Source organism: Nostoc sp. CHAB 5836 (assembly GCF_020829445.1).
GTDB lineage: Bacteria > Cyanobacteriota > Cyanobacteriia > Cyanobacteriales > Nostocaceae > Nostoc.
Map to the genome: position 1 here is coordinate 1 of NZ_JAIVFV010000311.1, position 4080 is coordinate 4080.

The following is a 4080-nucleotide window of genomic DNA, read 5'->3' on the forward strand; positions in this document are numbered from 1 at the left end:
GTGTAAACTAATATAGTTTATGTAAATAAAATTACTTACCACTTAGATTTGATTTTTAGCGTAGGCGTAGCCCGCCGCAGGCATCGCACCTTTTTTTGCCTGACCTCACAAAATCGCATTGCTCCCGGTAGCACTCTAGATGTAATGTTGCGGGTTGCTGATCCCTATGGCGGTGTAGTGCTACAGCCTTTTCAAATCCAAGTAGTTGCCCCAAATACAGCACCAGTCTTTACTAATTTCCCTACAAATAAGTTAGAAGCAACTGTTAACTATCCAATACAGTATAAGTTCAAAGCCCAAGATGGTGAAGGCGATCCCATTACTTACAGTTTAGATGCATCAGCGCCAAATGGCGCAACTTTAAACCCAATTACAGGAGTACTATCTTGGAAACCTACTGCTGTCGGTAACAATACTTTTAATATCATTGCCAATGATAACAAGGGTGGTACAACTAGTACTAGCATCAACATTATCGTAAATGCTAATACTATCAATGCCAATCCTTCCATCCACTCTCAACCACCTAAAAATATTGCTTTAGGACAAACCTACCTTTACACAGTCCAAGCAAGCGACCCCAACTACGACCCCCTAACTATCTCCCTGGAAACTGCCCCCCAAGGTATGACCATTGACCAGCAGGGCAGAATCACATGGCAACCGGGAGCGACACAAATTGGTTCTAACCCTGTCAATATTAAAGTTAGTGATGACCGTGGTGGAGTAATAACTCAAGCTTTCAATATTGATGTTGTCAGTTCCACTATTGGCATTAACAATGCACCAAACATTACTTCCACTCCTAACCTGATTACCAATTTAGAACGGACTTACGCTTATAACCTTTCTGGCAGCGACTTAAATAACGATTTCCTCGTGTGGAGTTTGGACTCTTCTCCAGCCGGCATGGTTATCGATCCACAGTCTGGGGCGTTACGCTGGCAACCCAAAGCAGACCAGATTGGTGAGCATACGGTTACAGTCAGGCTCACTGATGCTTATGGTCTTTATGCTGCTCAAGAATTTACACTTGATGTCACAGGAACTAACATCCCTTCTGCAATTGTCTCCAACCCCATAACCAAAGCCGCGCAAAATCAGCTTTACACATACACAGTCATTGCCACTGATCCAGAAAACGACCCCCTTACCTTCAGCTTAGGCACTAAACCTGCGGGGATGATAATCGATCGCAACGGTACAATTCGCTGGACTCCCCAAGGGTCGCAAATCGGTTCTCAACAAGTTGAGGTCTTTGCACGCGATGCTCAAGGTGCTGTAACCACTCAAACTTATACCATAGAAGTGGGCACAACCGCTATCAACACTGCCCCAAGTATCACCTCTACTCCCGTATACTTAGCCGCAGTTGGTAGTCCTTACACTTATCAAGTGCGAGCTACTGACCCGGATGCTGGCGATCGCTTAACTTATCAACTACTCTCTGTACCTGCGGGTGTTACGGGTATCAGTATTGACCCAACAACTGGTTTGTTAACTTGGTTGTCTCCTGTTGCTGGTAATTATAAAGTAGTTGTTGGTGCGGTGGATGCTGCTGGTTTGGGCGCGGCTCAAGGATTTACTTTAACGGCACGGGTAAATAATGCCCCGGTGATTCAGTCTAATCCTAAATTAACTGCAACCCCTGGCAGTACTTACAGCTATGATGTAATCGCTAGTGATCCCGATGGCGATCGCTTAACCTACTCCTTGGATCAACCATCCCGCAACTTGGGCATGACCCTCGATGCGCTGGGTAGACTGCGCTGGACACCAACTACTAGTAATGTTGGCAGTCATACAGTTGTGCTGACAGTAAACGATGGCAATGGCAGTACTGGGCAACAACAGTATAATCTGTCGGTGGCGGGTGATACTGAAGCACCGAAAGTCAGGCTGATTGCCAACTATGACCTTGTTAACCTTGGTGAATCGGTAACTTTCCAGGCTAGAGCTACGGATAACACCAAGGTGGCAGGCTTGCAATTGTTGATTGATGGAACTGCGGTAGTGCTGGATGCAAACGGCATGGCCACATTCAAGCCTACCCAAGCCGGAACGATTACCGCAAAAGCGATCGCTACAGACACGGCTGGTAATCCTGGTGAAGCTACATTCAGCGTGGCTGTAATTGATAGCAGTGATGTTAGTGCGCCCGATGTCAGCTTGAACTTGGGTGCTTACGCTGGTGGTTTAATAACCGCACCTGTCGATATTTTGGGTAGCATTTCCGATGACGGCAACTGGATTCTACATAAATCTGGTAGCAATGAATACGTGGGGCTGAATGGTGGGCTGAATTATAATCCGGCTGATGTGAATTTTGGTAGCGTGGATGTTTTGAGCATATATGGAGCATTTTGACAACTAAAAACGCTGAAAGTATTCTATTTAGGTATTTATATGTTTCTAGTAACTGGAGCAACAGGAGGGATTGGTCGCAGAGTTGTGCGACTCATACGGCAACGAGAACAGTCTGTGCGGGCATTTGTGCGTCTGACTTCGCGCTTTGGCGAGTTAGAACACCGGGGTGCAGAAATCTTTATTGGTGACTTGCTAGAGGAAAGAGATATTCAGAAAGCTAGTCGGGGTGTCCGGTATATTATTAGCGCCCACGGTTCTGATAGCGATGCCCTATCTTTAGATTACCGTGCCAATATTGAACTAATAGACCAGGCGAAAGCCAATGGCGTAGAGCATTTTGTTTTCATTTCCGTATTGGGAGCCGATCGCGGATATGAAGACGCTCCTGTATTTAAAGCGAAAAGAGCAGTAGAGCGATATTTGTCAGGTAGTGGCTTAAATTACACTATTTTACGCCCATCTGGATTAGCATCTAACTTGCTGCCACTAGTAGAACGATTTCGGGAAACGGGATTGTATCTGCTGATTGGCGATCGCAAAAATCGCACCTCAATTATCAGTACCGACGATTTGGCAAGGATAGTGGTGGATTCAGTGACAGTTGAAGGCGCTCGCAACCAGATTTTACCAGTGGGAGGGCCGGAGATTTTATTAAGAGAGGATATTCCCCGGATTTTTGGTCGGATCTTCAACAAACAGCCAGTAATAATTAACTCACCACTATTTGCTGTTGATGGTTTACAGAGTGCATTGGGTTTAATTAATCCCCAAATCCAAAAAGCTTTGGCAACTTATCGCACATTACTAGCAAATGAATTTTTCTGTACAAAAGATGAAATTGCCAATTTAGAAGCGATCTATAACTTCCGGTTGGAGACATTAGAAAACTTTTTGCGGCGCTATTTAGCAGTTTGAAGAGTCATTGGTCATTAGTCATTGGTCATTAGTGAATAACCAAGGACAAATGACAAATGACAAATAACAAAGGACAAATGACAAATGACAAATGCCGCTCAAGCACGTCAGACAAAAGAGCGATTCGCCCAACCAGAGGAACAACTTACCTATGAATTGGGGAAAGCGGTACAGGAATTGCCACCCCTGTACACGAGATTATTAGCGGGAACTATGAGCGCCATCGTCTTTGGAGCGATCGCCTGGGCGTACTTCTCGCAAATAGATGAAGTCGCAACAGCACCAGGGGAATTAATTGCTTCCACACAGGTAAGACCGGTGACATCCTTGGGTGGAGGGTCAATAGTCGCTGTCAAAGTCAAAGAAGGCGATCGCGTTACTAAAGGTGAAGTTCTGATTCAAAAAGATCCAGACTTGCAAATAAGCGATGTTTCCCGCCTAGCCAAATCTAGTAGATTGATTCAGGATGATATGCAACGTTTGGATGCAGAACGCACCGGAGGCAAAACTACTGGGACGAAACTGCAAGATGAACTTTTAAGCTCTCGTCTGCAAGATTTCCAAGCACGTCAAGCGGCGGCGGAAGCAGAAGCAAATCGCCAAATAGCACTTATAGATCAAGCCAAAGTCCGCTTGAGTCGGTTGCAAGACAACTTAGTTAATGCCAAAAGCAGCGTTGCCAATTCTAAAACCAACCTTGCCAACGCAGATAGCATCCGAATTAAAATTGAAAGTAATTTGGCCCTTGCTGAACAAAGAGAAAAAAGCCTACGTACCCTCATGACTCCGGTGCGTTCT

At 45.3% G+C, this 4080-nt stretch carries 3 protein-coding genes; all 3 read left to right on the forward strand.

What is annotated here, in order from left to right; all coding sequences use genetic code 11:
- Positions 1-48 precede the first annotated feature (48 nt).
- Positions 49-2367, forward strand: coding sequence for an Ig domain-containing protein (locus LC605_RS31540; RefSeq protein ID WP_229551333.1), 2319 nt, complete (start codon positions 49-51; stop codon positions 2365-2367).
- A gap of 39 nt (positions 2368-2406) precedes the next feature.
- Entirely contained in the window at positions 2407-3282 is an 876-nt protein-coding gene (locus LC605_RS31545) for an SDR family oxidoreductase (protein WP_229551334.1), read from the forward strand.
- 84 nt (positions 3283-3366) lie between these two features.
- The coding region (locus LC605_RS31550) for an HlyD family secretion protein (RefSeq protein ID WP_229551335.1) at positions 3367-4080 on the forward strand (714 nt) is incomplete at its 3' end.

What these genes read in the sequence shown, in the direction of transcription:
- LC605_RS31545 (WP_229551334.1), top strand. Translation starts at nt 2,407, where the DNA reads ATGTTTCTAGTAACTGGAGCAACAGGAGGGATTGGTCGCAGAGTTGTG.